Source organism: Haloarchaeobius amylolyticus, from assembly GCF_042678045.1.
Lineage (GTDB): Archaea > Halobacteriota > Halobacteria > Halobacteriales > Natrialbaceae > Natrinema > Natrinema amylolyticus_A.
This window is the reverse complement of record NZ_JBHUDI010000002.1, coordinates 93,539-109,857: the sequence shown is the minus strand read 5'-3', so window position 1 is coordinate 109,857 and position 16,319 is coordinate 93,539. Positions and strand designations below refer to the sequence as shown.

11 protein-coding genes and 2 pseudogenes are annotated in these 16,319 nt (G+C 57.2%); 8 read left to right on the top strand and 5 right to left on the bottom strand.

All coding sequences use genetic code 11. The annotated features are described in order from the left end of the window. Positions 1-367: 367 nt before the first annotated feature. The 3 genes from ACFR99_RS03215 to ACFR99_RS03205 all read left to right on the top strand — a co-directional run bounded on the left by ACFR99_RS03215 (position 368) and on the right by ACFR99_RS03205 (position 3,564). Entirely contained in the window at positions 368-1,597 is a 1,230-nt protein-coding gene (locus ACFR99_RS03215; protein ID WP_390284325.1) for a DUF8073 domain-containing protein, read from the top strand. Positions 1,598-2,012: 415 nt separating this feature from the next. Continuing rightward, a complete protein-coding gene (locus tag ACFR99_RS03210) occupies positions 2,013-3,146 on the top strand; it encodes an aromatic ring-hydroxylating oxygenase subunit alpha (RefSeq protein WP_390284323.1) in 1,134 nt (377 codons plus the stop codon). A 58-nt stretch (positions 3,147-3,204) separates the two neighbouring features. Beyond that, positions 3,205-3,564: a hypothetical protein gene (locus tag ACFR99_RS03205; protein ID WP_390284321.1), complete on the top strand. Its 360-nt coding sequence runs from the start codon at positions 3,205-3,207 to the stop codon at positions 3,562-3,564. A gap of 5 nt (positions 3,565-3,569) precedes the next feature. On the opposite strand, the pseudogene ACFR99_RS03200 reads toward ACFR99_RS03205, so the two are convergent. From ACFR99_RS03200 to ACFR99_RS03190, 3 genes and pseudogenes are all read right to left on the bottom strand, one after another. Continuing rightward, positions 3,570-3,787: pseudogene (locus ACFR99_RS03200) on the bottom strand (hypothetical protein); the annotation flags it as partial. A 106-nt stretch (positions 3,788-3,893) separates the two neighbouring features. Next, positions 3,894-4,055, bottom strand: a pseudogene (locus ACFR99_RS03195) (ISH3 family transposase); the annotation flags it as partial. 22 nt (positions 4,056-4,077) lie between these two features. After that, on the bottom strand, positions 4,078-4,731 hold the full coding sequence (locus tag ACFR99_RS03190) for a helix-turn-helix domain-containing protein (protein ID WP_390284319.1): 654 nt from the start codon (positions 4,729-4,731) through the stop codon (positions 4,078-4,080). Between the two features lie 316 nt (positions 4,732-5,047). Between ACFR99_RS03190 and rdfA the strand changes: the two genes are divergently transcribed. Next, positions 5,048-5,656, top strand: coding sequence for a rod-determining factor RdfA (gene rdfA / locus ACFR99_RS03185; protein ID WP_390284317.1), 609 nt, complete (start codon positions 5,048-5,050; stop codon positions 5,654-5,656). An 80-nt stretch (positions 5,657-5,736) separates the two neighbouring features. After that, a complete protein-coding gene (locus ACFR99_RS03180) occupies positions 5,737-7,695 on the top strand; it encodes an archaea-specific SMC-related protein (RefSeq protein WP_390284315.1) in 1,959 nt (652 codons plus the stop codon). 50 nt (positions 7,696-7,745) lie between these two features. Here the strand turns inward: ACFR99_RS03180 and folP are convergent, their stop codons facing one another. Next, positions 7,746-10,160 (bottom strand): dihydropteroate synthase, encoded by a 2,415-nt coding sequence (gene folP, locus ACFR99_RS03175; RefSeq protein ID WP_390284313.1) that lies wholly within the window; start codon positions 10,158-10,160, stop codon positions 7,746-7,748. A gap of 409 nt (positions 10,161-10,569) precedes the next feature. Between folP and ACFR99_RS03170 the strand changes: the two genes are divergently transcribed. From ACFR99_RS03170 to ACFR99_RS03160, 3 genes are all read left to right on the top strand, one after another. Next, the gene (locus ACFR99_RS03170; protein ID WP_390284311.1) at positions 10,570-11,775 is read left to right on the top strand and encodes an alanine--tRNA ligase-related protein; all 1,206 of its coding nucleotides are present in this window, start codon (positions 10,570-10,572) and stop codon (positions 11,773-11,775) included. Positions 11,776-12,092: 317 nt separating this feature from the next. Further along, on the top strand, positions 12,093-13,070 hold the full coding sequence (locus ACFR99_RS03165) for a formyltetrahydrofolate deformylase (RefSeq protein WP_390284309.1): 978 nt from the start codon (positions 12,093-12,095) through the stop codon (positions 13,068-13,070). Between the two features lie 296 nt (positions 13,071-13,366). After that, complete coding sequence (locus tag ACFR99_RS03160; RefSeq protein ID WP_390284307.1) at positions 13,367-14,497, top strand: CobW family GTP-binding protein; 1,131 nt, start codon at positions 13,367-13,369, stop codon at positions 14,495-14,497. A gap of 240 nt (positions 14,498-14,737) precedes the next feature. Here the strand turns inward: ACFR99_RS03160 and ACFR99_RS03155 are convergent, their stop codons facing one another. After that, positions 14,738-15,895, bottom strand: coding sequence for a glutathione-independent formaldehyde dehydrogenase (locus ACFR99_RS03155; RefSeq protein WP_390284567.1), 1,158 nt, complete (start codon positions 15,893-15,895; stop codon positions 14,738-14,740). Positions 15,896-16,319 lie beyond the last annotated feature (424 nt).

Here is a 16,319-nt window from a genome sequence, read left to right as displayed (position 1 = left end):
CTCGTATGAGATGTGTCCACTGTGGACGGGACACCACCGAGAGACACCACCTTCGATTTACCAGTGAGCAGATGCAGGAAATCACGAAAGAGCTAGACTTGAACTGTGCCAGGGCTGCCTTTCTGAGTTCCCTCGCCAATTCTGGAGTAGAGAAGACCAGCTCATAGAATTCCTACCCCTGCAAGACCTGCAGCTACCGCCACCGTCGCCGTCCGACCACACTTGCCGGGGAAAGCGCGCGCAACGCGAAGTAAAAAATCATCTTAACTTTATTTTGCCTCTCTCCCTGCAAACTGTTTCACATAAATGGGTTCTCTATTCCTCATTCACACTTATATACCCAAGAAATAGAGTGAGGTGTAATACCATGGGTGTAAGTGGCTCATTCAAAGAACTCTCCCGAGTGATCGGGCGATACGAGTCGGATGGCGGGAGGATCCAACGTATCGAAGCGGAGACGCCCGACCGGGACTCCGAGACCGGGCTAACGGTCACACTCGACGTTCCCCTCTCCCTGTGTTCGGGAGAGGAATCGGGAACTGAAGCATCACCGGAGGCGGCGACGATCACAGACGATGGAGGGGTACAAATAGAGTTCTCCCCGTCGATACTACCGGGGTTAGACGAGTACGTTCCCGAGGATGCATCGACTATCAGGAAAGACGCTTGCGTGACCGACGACGGCACCGTGGTGGCGACGCTCACACTCACTTTCGAGGCAGAGACAGAACACGGGCGTTCCGAATCGTCAACCACCAATAACGTTAACTCTCAATCCCGTTCAGCGCCAGTCACTGCCGAGAGCGACGAAGCGATTGGTGACGATCCAGAATCGGCCGACGCGAGTACTGCGACGGTAGCTCGCGGAGAAGCAGTTGACGACGCAGACGGTATCGGTGAGCACGAGGACACCCAGGCAGCGACCGAGGAGTCGACGAGCGACCGGGACAAGATAGAGGAGAAACTCGACGCCGCACGATCAGAGGACCTCCCACCGTACGAAGACGACGAATATCTACAGTGCCTGTACGATTCCTTCGACACATTCGCAGAGATGGCCGAGCACATCGAGATGGATGTTGCCTCGGAGACCGTTCGTCGATACATGACCGAGGCCGACATCCACCAACCGATGTCGTACGAGACGGCCGACGAGGCCGAAGCGGACGACTGCACGGCAGACAGCAATGTAGCGGCGGCGGACGCCGGTGACACAGTCGACGAGACAGACGAGCAGACAGCCGCTAAAGAGTGTTCCGAGGACGCGCAGTCGTCATCCGAATCGGAGTCAGAACAGGATCTAGCAGCGGAAGAAAACGACCCGATCGAGAGCGTCTCCAACACACAGCTCGCCGCCGACGGGCTCGGTCTCCCGGACGGCCTCACGATCGAAGAGTTGGCAGACGCGATAGAAACGTCGATGACGCTGTATGACGTACAGCGACAACTGGATCTCGACCGGGAACGTACGCAGGAGTTGCTAGAACAGCTGAACCTGATCGATCTCATCATGCAGAGAATCTCGCACAATCCAGATCAGGGAATCACCCGTGAAGAGATCGCCAACCGGATTCACAGCAGTGCTATCAGCGGTTGATATCGTGATTCACCGTACTCGTCCACCGCCGCGGTGTGTACATCAGCGAGACGGGGTTTCAGCCGAGGAGAACGACGAGCACAGTCTCGTAGCTGAGCCTCCAGAACCCCGTCCCCTTTGCCGTTCCGAACACGTTAACCGTAGAACGGTGTGAGAGATAGGACCATGCTCGACGAGACAGATCTGTTCTGAGGTGCCTCACTGGATCACTGTCGCTGTAACCCTGCAATAGGAATCATAACGGATCTCCCGGAACGCGTCGACTGATCACGAACCGGACTCAAAAATACGCTTTGCCCTCCTCTGTGGATCATGTTCCGTCCGTTCGTCCCCGCCCTGAATTCTCACTAGTTTATATTGAGGTTCAGTATCACAGGTGAACTGTTTTTTATAGGTATGTCATTTGCTGTCCTGTATGACACAGTGGGACGAATCACAAACGCAAGCAGTAAGTTCAGATATCACGGAGAAGTCGAACGCGTTACCGGCGAAGTATTTCACCGACCCGGAAATCTTCGAAATAGAGAAAGAGAAGGTATTCGGCCAGTACTGGGTGTACGCCGGGCACGCCAACTGCATCCAGGAAGCAGGCCAGTACTTCACCCGGACGATTGGCGGTCGACAACTGATCATCGTCCGCGGTCACGACGGCGATATCAAGGCGTTCGACAACGTCTGCGCCCACCGCGGCTCGAAGATGGTCGAGGATACGCCGATGACCGACCCCGGTGATGCAAAACGAATCAAGTGTCCGTACCACCTCTGGACGTACGACCTCGAGGGAGAGCTCAAAAGCACGCCCAAGAGCTTCGATGAAGCCAGTCTGAACCCCGACCTCGAGGACGAAGAAGTGCAAGAGTTCGACGCCGAAGAGAACGCCCTGAACGATGTACACGTGGACTCGATCGGGCCGCTGCTCTTCGTGAACCTGAGTGAGGATCCGATGCCGCTGGCCGAGCAGGCCGGCGTAATGAAAGATCGCCTCGAGGCGCTCCCGCTGGGGGAGTACGAACACGCCACCCGGATTGTCTCGGAGGTTGAGTGCAACTGGAAGGTGTTCGCGAGCAACTACTCGGAGTGCGATCACTGCCAGGCCAACCACCAGGACTGGATCAAAGGCATCTCGCTCAACGAGTCCGAACTCGAGGTTAACGATTACCACTGGGTGCTCCACTACACCCACGCCGAGGACGTCGACGACGAGATGCGGATCCACGACGAGCACGAGGCCCAGTTCCACTACCTCTGGCCGAACTTCACGGTCAACATGTACGGCACTGCCGACGGCTACGGTACCTACATCATCGATCCCATCGACACCGATCGCTTCCAGTTGATCGCGGACTACTACTTCCGCGATAGCGACCTCTCCGAGGAAGAGCGGGAGTTCGTCCGGACGAGTCGCCAGCTTCAGGAAGAAGACTTCGAACTGGTCGAACGTCAGTGGGAGGGGCTCAAAACCGGCGCGCTCGCACAGGCCCAACTCGGCCCCAACGAACATACCGTCCACAAGTTCCACCAGCTCGCACAGGACGCCTACGACTCGTAATGGTATCGCCTTTGCATAACCGATCGACACTGAAACACGACAATCAGAACCAAAACCCATGAGTACCCAAGATCAGGCACCGTACGTCGCGTCCTGTCCGGAGTGCGACGTCGATCTACAAACCGACGTTCCGAACGAGATCATCGACTTCCACCGCCGTCACTATCGCGTGACGGGTCACGAGGTGGAGTTCAAACACGCGCAGTTGGATTTAGACGAGGACGTCACGAGTGACGGTCTCAAGGATGTCATCTGGCAGCTACAAGATCAGTACGAGAACGGCGTCCCAATCGGGATCATTGCGGCAGTTATGTCCGAACGCGGGCTATCGATCGGCGAGACGTTAGACGAGATCCACGAGGTTCGGATGACCGGCGGGCTGTACGAACCACAGGACGATCATCTGGGCGCGTTCTGACGTTAGTCCCACGCTTCGAGTCGCATGCTTCGAAGTCGCCACTGACGGCTCAGCTCGGGTTCTTCCTTTGGGCCGGCTCGGGCACCGTGTGTCCTGAAGAAGGCGCCGTCGCGACCGAGTCGCTTCCGCCGTACGTATGCTGGTCGAAGACGGCGTCGTACTTCCCGCCGGGGAGGGGATGATCGTAACGAGGCTCCTGATTCTCTTCCCGGGGACGCCCTCGAGGACGCCACCGACGGCTTTCTCGAGTCCGGTGATGTCGGCCGCGTCAGAGAGATGCTTCAACAGCATGTGAGGCATCAATAACATGCGAGTGCCAAGATCATCATCAACGGCGGCTCAATATCGTGCTGAATTACTCGATTCCGTCCGTTCGAGAGTTCCTGCTTGATCGTCTTTCTTTACCGGACGATCGGTATCATGTACGCGTGGTTGTGCGCCTGAAGCAACGTGAGACACGTGCTATCGTAGAATTCGCGGTCAAAATAAATGGTCATGACGCCGAAGCGAAGATCATTCCTGATCTTCGATAAGTGTTGAGGAAAGTAGATTTCTCATCCCTCGGCGAAGACGGCCGCTCATCGCTGTAGAGGAGACACCGACTTCGTTGGCAACGTCCTCGAGTGACATCTCACGTGGTTCGCTGAAGTATCCCTTTTCGTACGCGATCTCGAGAGCCTTCTGTTGTTCTTCTGTTAAACCGAACGAACTACTGGAACCTCCTTTCCTTTTTTCGTAGAGTTCAAGCAAACTGAAACTGATGTCGTTCTCCCTCGCACGCTCCCACACCGAGTGAAGTGCGTCTCGGCTCGGTAGTTGTGCCTGAATCAGCCATCCTTTATCTTTTGTCTCTGCTTGCAAGAGGAATCCATTAGCCTGAGTCACAGCCGGACTGATAAGTTTGGCTTCATCTGTATGTCGTATATGGTATATATTGGTGCCATTATTACTATCTATCCGTTCGTAATCGCTCACAGTATGGTCTGAGTCGAGTGTATCTTCTAGCTCTTCGACATCATCGTACTCGATCACGAACGGGAAAGTACCGGAACTCGGATCAGTCGTAGCCTGGTGGATCACCCTGATATTTATGCCGTCGAGTTCGTGCAACGTCGGAACGAGCGCTAGATCTTCGTGTTCGATGTATGATTTCGCTGTTATTGACATTTTATTACTCCTCTTCTATTTAAATATACGAGCTGAGTAACCGGTCGAGTGTTGTGGCGAACTGACTTTTTATTGTTGCTCTCATTGTGGATGGGTACGCTCGCAGTCTAGCTGCTTTATGTCGTTACCAACGCTCTGACGATATAAATTACTATGATACAACAGCCTGCTTCCGAAAGCGTAGCAGAGGGTTTCAACATACCGTTATCATTATTTAGGTTTGAACCCAAGATGAGATATGCGACGATTCGTTTTCTGTACCGTGAGTAAATCGACAATGGACCCGGTGCTCCAGCGCAAGTTCTACAGGTAGCTAATGTCAGTTGACGACAGTCGAGAGTGCAAGATAGATCGAGTGTGCGAGAAGTGGGAACTCGACGGCATTGACGCGGAGCTACGAGAACGGCGACAGAATTCCGATGCGAGCCTTCGAGATCTCGAGAGCTACTTCAACCAGCGGGTTCTTGAGGCCGCGATGCGGGATGCCCGAGCCGAAATAATCGAGGGGGAAGTCGAAAATACGTATCACCTTCTCACTGACGACGACGTGAGCTCGGGTTCGAAAGTCGAAGTAAACGACCGGCTCAGACGATCAGGGATAGATCCGGAAGCAGTCACGTCAGATTTTGTTAGCTACCAGACTATTCGAACACACCTCCAAGAATGTCTCGATATGGATACTTCTAATGAGGCGAATGTGAATATGTCCGATGCAAAAAATACAGTATTCAAACTATTATCCCGGACTGAGGTCATCACCGAACGTACGATCGACCGACTTCGCTCTGCCGGTCATGTGATGATCAGCGACGTGGACGTGACGTTGAGCCTCCGAATCGCCTGCACGAAGTGTGGGGAGGAGTATACGTTCTCTCGGCTTCTGGAACGGGGCCGTTGCAACTGCGCCGATGATCCAGAGAAATGAATGTTGGCATAAGATTGAAGATTATGGGCGTTTAGTATTCAGATACTCAAGTGTCGGATACTATCAAATAGTGAACAACCATGTCATATAATAATACAACAGCGAGTGATAATACTGCCGGAGAACTTGGTGATCTTCGTATACGTGTTCGTAACATCGGGGGAATATCGGAAGGAGAAGTGACGCTCTCACCAGGAGTCACGCTACTTTCGGGAGAAAACGCGTCAAACAAGTCCTCCTTTTTGCGTGCACTTTCTGCTGTCCTCGGGGGGAACGATCCGAAATTGAAAAGCGACGCTGACGAGGGGTACGTCAAGCTTGAAACGGACGACGACTACTACTACGTCGATCTAACCGCGAAAAACGGCAGTTCGGTTGTCTCCGACGCCGACCGTGTTTCCGACCTAAACCAGCTCTGTGAACTGTTTGTCGCGCTCGGTGAAACGAACCCGGTTCGACGAGCTATTGTCAGCGACGACGATATTTACGACTTGCTGATGAGACCGATCGATACCGAGGAGATCGAATCGGAGATCGATCGGCTGAAGGCCAGAAAAGACGATATTGATAGCCGACTCGAAAAGATAGATCGGATGGAAGATCGCCTTCCGACGCTCCAGACGAAGGCCGATAGCTTGCAAGAAGAGATACGGGACGTCGAGGAATCCTTAGAGGCAAAACGCGAGGTTATCGAGGAAAGAGAAGCGAGCGGAGGGACAGACGAAGGTGAGCAGATACTCAAGGAACTAAAACAGAAACGCACAGAGCGGGAGACGATCCGAGACAGAATCCGAACACAAAAAGAGGCGGTATCATCGCTTCATGATGATCTCGATGAAATTTCAGATAAGTTGACTGAGATTCAAGGTCCCGACGAAACACAGGATCTCGACGAGATTGAAACCGAGATCGAGCAACTCCACCATCAAAAACAGCAGCTGACAACGACGATCAACGCACTCAGCCCGATCGTAGAGATGAACGGGCAACTGCTGGACGACGAGACCGATATCCCCGACCAAATGAAGTCCGACGACATCGTCAGCGAACTCGATCCGACATCTCGGACGATCACGTGCTGGACGTGCGGGAACACCGTCGAGCGGTCGGAGATAGCGGAGCAGGTCCGGGTCGTCAAGGAGATCCTCGAGGAAAAACGCGACCAACAGAGAGTGATCGCTGATCGGATTGAGTCTCTCGAAAGCCGGAAGCGACAGCTCGAAACGCAACGCGAAAAGCACGAACGGCTTACAGACAGAAAACAGTCGATCGAAGACGAAATCGAGCGCCGAGAGCAGCAACTCGAGGGGCTTGAGGACGACCGATCGTCGCTCCAGAGTGAGATCGAAGAGCTTCAAACGAAAGCCGAAGAGATCGACGGGGAAGACGACGAACTCATCGAGCTACACGGCGATGTGAGCGATCTCGAGTACAGACGCGGCCAACTCGAGAACGAACACAACGACATCGAGACAGAGATCGAACGGATCGAGTCCGAACGTGCCGAACGTGACGATCTCGAGGCCGAGCGCGAGTCCATATCCGAGCAGCTTCAGGAACAGCGCGACCGGATCGAAACGATAGAGCGCGATCTCGTTTCCGCGTTCAACGAGTCGATGCAGCAGGTGATAGACAAGTTAGAGTACGAAAACATCGAGCGCGTGTGGATTGAACGTCTCACCGATACGACGAAGCGAACGACATCTCGGACCGATTTCGAACTACACGTCGTGCGGTCAACTGCCGACGGGGCTGCCTACGAGGATACGATCGACACTCTGAGTAAAAGCGAACGGGAAGTTGTCGGTCTCGTCGTTGCGCTCGCGGGGTATATCGCACACGACGTTAGCTCGGAACTCCCGATCGTCGTTATCGATGCTGTAGAGATGCTCGACGCTGATCGTATTTATGGACTTCTGACATATTTCGAAGGGCACGCGGACTACGTCGTTGCAGCAGTTCTCCCCGAGGAAGCCGACGAGCTCGACGCCAACTTTTCTTCTATTCTTACCACCTCGTCGTTCGGTGTGGCGCCCTGAGTACGGGCGGCGTATCGATTAGTCTGCCGCCTCGGAACTCGTATCGTCTCCTATCTGTTCGTACTGTTCGTTTCTCGAACCGTCCGGATCGCAGTAGCGTTCTCTGCGACGTCATGGACGCGGACGATATCCGCACCTCGCTCGGCCGCCATGGTCGTCGTTGCTACCGTCGGCGGTAGTCGCTCGTCAACACTGCAGTCAACGCGCTCGAACATGGACTTGCGGGAATGGCCGACCATGATCGGGCAACCGAGAGCACGTAGTTCCCCTAGCCTGTTGACCAACTCGAAGCACTCTGCGGCGGACTTTCCGAACCCGAGTCCGGGATCGACGATGATCTGATCGCGATCGAGTCCCGCCTGTTCGGCGAGCAACACTCGTTGGCCGAGTTCACGGATGACGTCCTCAACGACATCGTCGTACGCCGTCGATCGGTCCGGATCGACCGGGGCATTTACGCTGTGCATGACGACGACCGGCGCGTCGTGGTCGGCAGCGACGAACCGCATGTCCGGGTCCGCCAGTCCGGAGACGTCGTTGATTATGTCTGCGCCCGCCTCCAGGGCGGCGTCTGCGACAGCAGCCCTCCTCGTATCGACAGAGATCGGCACGTCTGTCCCGGAGATGCGTTCGATAACCGGGACCACGCGCTCGATCTCCTCCTCAACCGTGATCGGATCGGCTCCCGGACGCGTACTCTCGCCGCCGACATCGACGATGTCTGCGCCCGCGGAAACCATTTCACGAACTCGTCGGACGGCGTCCTCCACCTGAGCGTACCGGCCGCCGTCGTAGAAACTGTCCGGAGTGACGTTCAGGATACCCATGACTGCCGTGTCGGCATCCCATGGATGCTGGTCTCTTTCCTCGCCCTCGCTGATGATCTCCCTGAACCGTTCCGAAACGTACGAAAGACCCAGATCACTGTTCTGGATCGTGTCGGCCAGACGTTCATACTGGGCGGCAGTTCCAGACAGGACGACGGATACATGTCTCCCGGGAGAATCGATTTCCGAGGCGGCACACGTCCCGCCGATGGATTGCATCGTCTGCTGTAGATACTCTGCCTGCTTCTCGCGCAACCGAGTTTTGAACGTATAGGTGACGGTGTCTTTAGCGACCTGGTTGGTGAACCCGTCCTGAACGCACGCTTCGGAGAGAACAGACCGCGCATCGTCGAGTGTATCCGCTTGTTTGGGGATCTGGCGCTGTGTCCATCGATCGCGGGCTTCGGCGACGACGTACAGCGAACCGGTGATCAGCACGCAGTCGTCGCCGTCTGCCGAGTTGAGCGCCCGTTCGACCGCCGTCTGTACCGTCTCGCCCCGCTCAATCTGAGTTGCAGACGTCTCGAACGCGTCCGTCAACGTGTCGAAGGACGCGGCCCGACTCACGTCTGGCTGACAGAGGTGAAGAACGTCCGATTCGGGGAGCTCCGCTGCCATTCTCGAGTGGTCTTTCTCTTTCATCGCGCCGAAGACGAGGTGTAATCCATCGAACTCGTACCGGTCGACGAGATCGGTGAGCGTCTCACACGCGGCCGGGTTGTGAGCACCGTCCAGGATCACCAGCGGATCGGTCGACATCACTTCGAACCGGCCAGGCCAGTGGGCGCGGCGGAGTCCGCGCTCGATCACCGCGGTCTCGACGTTCGCTACTTGTCGGGCGAGAGTCGCCGCAACTCCGGCGTTTGTCGCCTGGTGCTGGCCGAGCAACGGAAGGTTCGTCGAGACATCCCACTCCCGACCAAGTATCAATACGGTTGTTTCGACCTGCGAGCACATTTCACCCTCTCGGGCGATGATGTCGGTCTCTGCTTCCCCCACAGTAACGACCTCTGTTTCGGCTTGGATCGCCTCGAGCGCTTCGCCATCCGCACTCGTTACGAGCCGTTTCCCGTCCGGTGCGACTTGCGCTTTGTCTCGGGCGATCTCGTCGACCGTCTCACCGAGGACGTCGGTGTGCTCAAGGCTCACGTTCGTGACGGCACTGGCCACCGGATCTACGACGCTCGTCGCGTCGTGCCGACCGCCGATACCGACTTCGAGGATCGCCACGTCGACGTCTTCGCTGGCAAAATGCTGCAGTGCGAGTACGGTAAGCACCTCGAAGTACGTGGGGCAGTCACCGTCGCCGCGCAGTCGAGAGATACACGGTTTGATCTTCTCGGCGAACGATCGGACGCGTTCCTTCGAGACTTTCCGCCCGTTGATCCGGATCCGCTCGCGGAAGTCGTTCAGATCCGGCGAAGTATACAGACCGACGTCGAGGTCGGCCTCCCGCAGAACCCGTTCGAGCATCACCGCTGTGCTTCCTTTCCCGTTCGATCCCGCTATCTGGACGCAGTCGACTCTCTCGTGTGGGTTTCCGAGATCAGATAGCATCCTAGCGGTCGTCTCCGTCCCGAGTTTTGGGCGGGAGCGGTCTAGATTCTCTAGATAGTTAACTGCCTCGTGGTACTCCATGTCAAATAGGGGTACCGGTATCGGTATTAATGTGTTGCCGCATCGCTATCTCGGCCGGTTAGCGTCCACCATCAGGCGCCTCTACCGAGAAAATAGTCCTCGGTTCATCGTCGGCGCTGCTCATGCCTCCACAACTTGTAATGTGGGATAGATATCGAGGTTGGAGGTTATCGTTGTCCCGCCACCGATCTGAAGTCGTGTTTCGCACCGTCTCTGCTGGCCGACCGGCTGCATCTTCCGATACGGTCTGCTGTCCCGAGTTCCCGGTGCAACTGCAGGGCGGTCGCGGTTGCACCGGAGTTGACTGACAGTAGTCCGTATGATAGAGTGCAACTCTCTGTCGGCGAACGGCGTCTCACGCTTTACGGGCACCGTGGTGTTTATCAGAGTGTGTAGCGAGACCCCCACTATGGCCACCGACTCGACGAACAATCTAGCGGCCCAGGAGCCGTACGTGACGAAGTTCGAGGCGACCGTTCGTTCCGTTGATGGTCGTGCGGTCCGCTTGGATCAGACGTATTTTTACCCGGAAGGGGGCGGACAACCGGCCGACAGCGGGACTCTGGACGGTCTCGACGTCACCGACGTGCAAAAACGCGACGGGGAAACCATCCACACTCTCGCGACTGAGCCTGACTTCGAAGCGGGAGAGGCCGTCACGGGTCGCATTGACGAAGAGTTCCGGACCTACTGCATGCGAGCGCACACGGCGAGTCACTTGGTGTACGGTGCAGGACGGAAACTGTTCGAGGACCCTGAATACGGCGGGTTCGATATCGGATCGGAGAAAGTTCGCCTGGACTTCGAAACTGACCGCGATCCTGACGACGTGAACGCTATCACGTTCGAGCGAATGGTGAACGAAGTCGTCTGGGACTCTCGAGACATCACATGGGAAGAAATGGACAGTGAGCGCGCCCGTCGACGCGACGACGTGGTGTTCAACCTGACCGACAACAGCGAACAGTCCGATACGGTTCGCGTGGTCGAGATCGACGAGTGGGACATCGCGGCCTGCGGTGGTACGCACGTGAAGAATACCAACGAGATTGGACCGATAACGGTGTTGAACGTCTCGAATCCGGGATCTGACCTCATCCGCGTCGAGTACGCTGTCGGACCCACAGCCATCCAGACGCGGATCGACGAGAGAAAAAACACCAAGCGTGCGGCGGACGTGATGGAGACGAGTATCGAGGATCTTCCGGAACGCGCTACCAGTCTCGTGCAGGAGAACGCTTCGCTTAAGGAAGAGATCGACCAGTTACACGAGCGTCTACTGGAAGAACACCTAGAGACCCTGGCTGACGAAGCCGTATCGAAGAACGGTGACGATTGGATAGTCGGCGAAGTCGAGGGGATAGGTCCGAACGACGTTTCCGAGCGAGTCAGAAAACTCGCTGGAGACGCGGGAGACGTAATCGCACTTACCGGCGTCAACGGTGGTTCGTTCCTGGTCGTCGCGACGACGGGCGAGCCAGACGCCAGCGAGGTCGTCGACGATGTCACAGCGGAGTTCGGCGGTGGCGGCGGCGGCGGTTCGACCTTTGCGCAGGGCGGTGGGTTAGACGAAGAACCGGCGACCGTTGTCGAATATCTTCGAGAGCAGGCGTAGTCGCTTTGCCACACCCCTACCTGGAGCGACTGCGTTTTCGCCGTCGCTCGGTGTCCGGGACACCGTACGCCTTCTCGTGCTGTCAGAATTTTTTGGTATATTGCGACTCCGAAAACACATCGTATCCCTGGCGTTTCAGGAGGAACAAAGTTAATTACCGGAGGCCGGGAAGTAATGCCCGGAATGCCTCTCAAAGACCGTGAGACGTCCGTTTCGGCGGACTACAGATCACTGCTACGTGAATGCGAAGCTTCTCTCGAATCGCGCCGATGGAAGACGAGTAGAACGACCGACGGCAGTAGCCGGAGGGAGCTGGTATGACTCGCGAGTGGACAGAGATAACGGTCGTCGGCGAAGACGATACGGGCCTCATTGCCGAGGTGACTTCCTTCCTCTTCGAGCGCAACGCCAACATCGTGGACCTCGACCAGGCAGTTCGGGACGGTACGTTCCGGATGACTATGAAAGTCGACACGTCGGAGATGGTCACTACTCAACTGAAGTTCCAGGAAGACCTTGAGGATCTCTGCGACGGGTTCGGCGTCGACGTTCAGGTACGGTTCCCGTCCGATTGCGAGAATCAGTCCATCGCCGTCCTCGTCACCAAAGAGAGCCACTGCCTCGAAGCGTTGCTCGAGGCCTGGAACAGCGGCGAGCTGGACGCGGACATCGAGGTGGTCATCGGGAACCACGACGACCTTCAGCCGCTCGCGGCGCAGTACGACGTTCCCTTCCACGATATCGGCGACGAGAAGGGGACACCCAACGAAGAAGAACTCCTCGACTTGCTAACAGACTATGACATCGACCTGATCGCGTTGGCTCGCTACATCCGTATCCTCTCGCCCGAAGTCGTCTTCCGCTACGAGAGTCGGATCATCAACGTCCATCCGAGTCTGCTCCCGGCGTTCCCCGGTGCTGCCGCGTACAGACAGGCTCTCGAGGAGGGAGCCCGCATCGCCGGTGTCACCGCCCATTACGTGACCACCGATCTCGACCAGGGACCGATCATTACCCAGCGGTCGTTCAACGTCCCTGCGGATGCCACAGAGGAAGACCTCAAAAGGCTTGGCCAACCTCTTGAAGCCGAGGCCCTCCTCGAAGCCATAAAGCTCCATCTCGCCGACGAGCTCTCCGTGCAGTTCGGACGCACCGAACTCGAAAACCCCGACGAGACCGACGCACAGCTGGGTGCTCCCCAGGAACTCAACCAGCTGATCCCCGACCAGCCGGTCGACGGCTTCGACGCGGTGGCTGCCGGCGAAACGGACGAGACGGCGACGGCGGATGACTGACTCGCGGCGCCTTTCAAGCTTGACCACGAGGTCCATCGCAGAGGCGACGAGAGAGTGATTTCTTTCCCGTATTGCGCTAGACGAACCGGCTCGTTTTTCCGTTCTCCGCAACACATGAGTCAGATGATCTGTTGAGGACAGTGCGAGCGAGTCTGTGGAGGACGTGCCACCGTTCCGATCGCTGCCTGGCCACGAACACAGAACTACGATAACGGTCCCTGTGTCTCCGATATCTGGGGGGATGGCGAACCAGCACTCACGCTGTCGACGGGAGATTCATTATACGTCGACACGAGATGCCATACGGAATGGTCACGTCTCCATCCGAGATTCCGATCACCGTCATCAGCGGACCGCTAGGCGCGGGCAAAACGACGCTGGTCAATCGACTGCTGAACAACCCCGGCGATAGGCGAATCGCCATCATCGTCAACGACATGGGTGAGGTCAACGTCGACGCGGAGTTGATCGCCGACGAGACGGAGGAGGGTGTCGTCGACCTCTCAAACGGGTGTATCTGCTGTCGACTCCAGGACGACCTCGTCGCTCAGGCGACGCGGTTGGCCGAAGAGCGTTCGTTCGACTACCTCGTCGTCGAGGCGTCGGGCATCAGCGAACCGGTTCCCATCGCTCGTGCGCTCACTGAGGGGACAAAAGAAGACAGCCTTCCAGACCGGTTCTGTCTCGATACGACAGTTTCTGTCGTCGACGCCTACGGGTTCTGGAAAGCGTTCGATTCCGAAGAATCCCTCCCGGATGCCGCCCCGGACCCGGAGCGCCCGCTGACCGAGGTGTTAGTCGACCAGATCGAGTTTTGCGACGTATTGCTGCTAAATAAGTGCGATATGGTACCCGACGATGCGCTGGAGTCTATCGAGGCCGCCGTCCGCGAGCTCCAGCCGCGCGCGACGCTTCATCGAACGACGTACAGCGATGTCGACCCGAGTGCCGTCCTCGACACCGGATTGTTCGACTTCGAAGCGGCGCGGCGGCAACAAGGCTGGAAGCGGGCCCTATCCGGAGAAGCAGCAAACGAGGATCCGGGTCACGACCACGGTGGCGATGCCATCTCGGCGGCCGAGGCACACGGCGTCGAGTCGTTCGTCTATCGGCGAGAGCGTCCCTTCCACCCTGAGCGGTTCGACGCGTGGCTCGACGACTGGGACGGCGAGATCATCCGCGCGAAAGGGTTCGCGTGGGTAGCGAGTCGCCCGGAAACGGTTCTCGGGGTAAGTCAGGCCGGTCCGTCCGTCCAGGCTGGCCCGATCGGTGAATGGGGCCACGACGATCCGGCGACGCGGCTGGTGTTCATCGGTAGCGACCTCGATGAGGCAGCTATGATCGACGAACTCGACGGTTGTCTGGCAGCGTCCGACGAACAGACCGAAGAGTACGCTACCGATCCCTTCCCCCGCGGATCCGCTTGATCTCCGCACGGATCCGATCCCTTCGCTGGTCGTTCCAGCGCTCGCAGAATCCCCGCAGCCGACGTTGACCCATCGCCGGTGATTGTCCGGTTCGCGTCGGACTCGGGTACTCGTCCGCGTCTCGTACTCGGTTCCTCGTGTTCAGCCGTCTCAGTACGAAGAATTCCATGCGAGAGGTCTGTTACCTCACAACATGGGTGCGTAGTCACGCTAAAAACGGAGGCGTCTATCGCGCGAGAGTTACGGTTCCAGCAGGACCTTCGTGACGCCTTCCTCGCGGTTGTCGAACTTCTCGTACATCTCCGGCGCGTCCTCCAGGTCAACGCGGTGCGAGACGACCCAGCTGGGATCGGCGCGCCCTTCAATGATCATGTCGCGAAGTTCGCGGTTGTACTCCTTGACGTTACACTGGCCGGTACCGAGCGCCTGTCCCTTCTCGAAGAGAAGACCAAAGTCGATGCCGAGACGCCCCTGTGCGGCCATATCGTCCGGTGCGCCGGGATCATCAGGGACGTACAGCCCTGGAATCCCGAGTTCACCAGTCGGACGGACCGTCCGGATGAGATTGTTGATGACGACAGCCGGGTTCTCGCGAGCGGGGTCGTACGCGTCGTCGCCTTCCTTATCCGGATCGATAGCCTGGTACCCGACAGCGTCGACGCCCTTGTCGACGCCACCGCCGTGGATGTCTTTGATCTGTTCGACCGGGTCGCCCTCCTCGAAGTTGATCGGCGTCGCATCGCAGTGTTCCTCAGCCAGTTCGAGGCGGCTGGGAACGCGGTCGACGACGTAAATCTCCGCAGCACCCTTGAGTTTGGCGCTGTAGGCCGCCATCAGTCCCACCGGACCGGCGCCGTAGATAGCGACGGAGTCACCGGACTGGAGGTTGGCGAGTTCCGTGCCGTGCCAGCCGGTCGGGAAGATGTCCGCGAGCAGTGCAAACGAGTCTTCGTGTTCGTCTCCGTCGGGCAGTTTGAGCGCGTTGAAGTCCGCGTACGGGATACGGAGCTTCTCGGCCTGACCGCCCTGGTACGGCCCCATCGCGACGTACCCGTACGCGCCGCCGGCGAACCCGGGGTTGACGTTCGTACAGAAGCCCGTGTAGCCGTTCTCACAGTTCTCACAGAAGCCGCAGGCGACGTTGAACGGCGCGACGACGCGGTCGCCCACCTCGAGGGAACTCACCGCATCGCCGACCTCGGTCACGATCCCCATGTTCTCGTGCCCGAATACGATCCCTGGCTCCGCGGCCGTCCGCCCCTCGTACATGTGGAGGTCGGACCCGCAGATACACGTTGTCGTGATGTCGATCACGACATCGTTCGGGTGCTCGATCTGGGGTTGTTCGACTTCTTCGACCGCTACCTCGCGTTCGCCCTTATAAACGACGGCATTCATGGACATTGATCGATATCTCCACTATCACCTGTGAGCGGGTCGTATTTATATTCAATGTTTATATTGTTGGTGAAAACTCAAGCTGTAAAACGGTCAACCTTTGGTGGCAGAGATTCGTTCTATATATCTGTCTATCACTATCTGCTCTCATCGGAAGGCTGCAACGAGGAGTCAAAATGGACGGTTCTAATTGGACGAATGATAGCTTGAGCGCAGAGGGTTCAGCACTGGCAGTAGAGATGTGCTCGCAGCCTCTCATTTCGTGCGGTGGCAGCAGACAGCGCATCCCGACGATCAGGCGAGATCAGTTCACAATTTCGTGAGTTCTCCGTCGAACTCGCTATAGTAACAACTGAACGATTTCCACATCGATCGCACAGGTGTCGTGTGATCGGATGTGCAGTGGCTTTCGATGGCTACTATG

Excerpts from the sequence above, each read along its gene's own strand:
- ACFR99_RS03215 (WP_390284325.1), top strand. The coding sequence starts at position 368 with ATGGGTGTAAGTGGCTCATTCAAAGAACTCTCCCGAGTGATCGGGCGA.
- ACFR99_RS03210 (WP_390284323.1), top strand. The coding sequence starts at position 2,013 with ATGACACAGTGGGACGAATCACAAACGCAAGCAGTAAGTTCAGATATC.
- ACFR99_RS03205 (WP_390284321.1), top strand. The coding sequence starts at position 3,205 with ATGAGTACCCAAGATCAGGCACCGTACGTCGCGTCCTGTCCGGAGTGC.
- ACFR99_RS03190 (WP_390284319.1), bottom strand. The coding sequence starts at position 4,731 with ATGTCAATAACAGCGAAATCATACATCGAACACGAAGATCTAGCGCTC.
- rdfA (WP_390284317.1), top strand. The coding sequence starts at position 5,048 with ATGTCAGTTGACGACAGTCGAGAGTGCAAGATAGATCGAGTGTGCGAG.
- ACFR99_RS03180 (WP_390284315.1), top strand. The coding sequence starts at position 5,737 with ATGTCATATAATAATACAACAGCGAGTGATAATACTGCCGGAGAACTT.
- folP (WP_390284313.1), bottom strand. The coding sequence starts at position 10,160 with ATGGAGTACCACGAGGCAGTTAACTATCTAGAGAATCTAGACCGCTCC.
- ACFR99_RS03170 (WP_390284311.1), top strand. The coding sequence starts at position 10,570 with ATGGCCACCGACTCGACGAACAATCTAGCGGCCCAGGAGCCGTACGTG.
- ACFR99_RS03165 (WP_390284309.1), top strand. The coding sequence starts at position 12,093 with ATGACTCGCGAGTGGACAGAGATAACGGTCGTCGGCGAAGACGATACG.
- ACFR99_RS03160 (WP_390284307.1), top strand. The coding sequence starts at position 13,367 with ATGCCATACGGAATGGTCACGTCTCCATCCGAGATTCCGATCACCGTC.
- ACFR99_RS03155 (WP_390284567.1), bottom strand. The coding sequence starts at position 15,895 with ATGAATGCCGTCGTTTATAAGGGCGAACGCGAGGTAGCGGTCGAAGAA.